This is a genomic window from Roseateles sp. P5_E11, from assembly GCF_054049355.1.
This window is the reverse complement of sequence record NZ_JBFUMO010001167.1, coordinates 1-653: the sequence shown is the minus strand read 5'-3', so window position 1 is coordinate 653 and position 653 is coordinate 1. Positions and strand designations below refer to the sequence as shown.

Here is a 653-nt window from a genome sequence, read left to right as displayed (position 1 = left end):
GATGGCCACCGTGCTCTCGAACAGCACCGGGATCTCGGCGGTTGCCACCTTGCGTGCCTTCAGCCGCGACAAAGCACGCTCCGACGCGTAACGGCCCACCGCCTCGGGCGAGGCCAGATCAGCCGCGTCGCGCATGGAGCTGTACCAGGCGTCGCGCTGCATGCCCGCGCCGCGGCCAGCGATGGGCGCAACCGACAGCGAATGCCGCGAGCTGGCATAGCCGCCACGGAAGCCGCGCGTATTGCCCATCCAGAAATGCGACTGCTGGGCCGACACGGCCGCGCCTTCGCTGTTGGTGATGCGCTTGTCCACGGAAAGGGCAGCGGCCTCGCAGCGCAGCGCAATCTCGGCGGCTGCAGCGGCGTCGACGGACCAGGGATGGAAGAGATCCAGCTCGGGCCGCTGGGTYGCATCCAACGCCAGGTCGGCCGCATCGGGCAGCCCGGCGAACTCGTCCTCGGCCGTGAAGCGGGCAATATCGTAAGCCGCACGCACTGTGTCGCGGATAGCCTGTGGCGAGAAGTCCGACGTGCTGGCATTGCCGCGGCGCTGGCCGAGGTAGACCGAGATGCCGAGCGACTTGTCACGGTTGCGCTCGACGTTCTCCAATTGGCCCAGGCGCGCCGATACCGACAGGCCGCAGCCCTCAGACA

At 68.4% G+C, this 653-nt stretch carries 1 protein-coding gene; it reads right to left on the bottom strand.

Going from position 1 to position 653, the window contains the following annotated elements:
- The coding region (locus ACXJKR_RS34130) for a PmbA/TldA family metallopeptidase (protein ID WP_457326636.1) at positions 1-653 on the bottom strand (653 nt) is incomplete at both ends.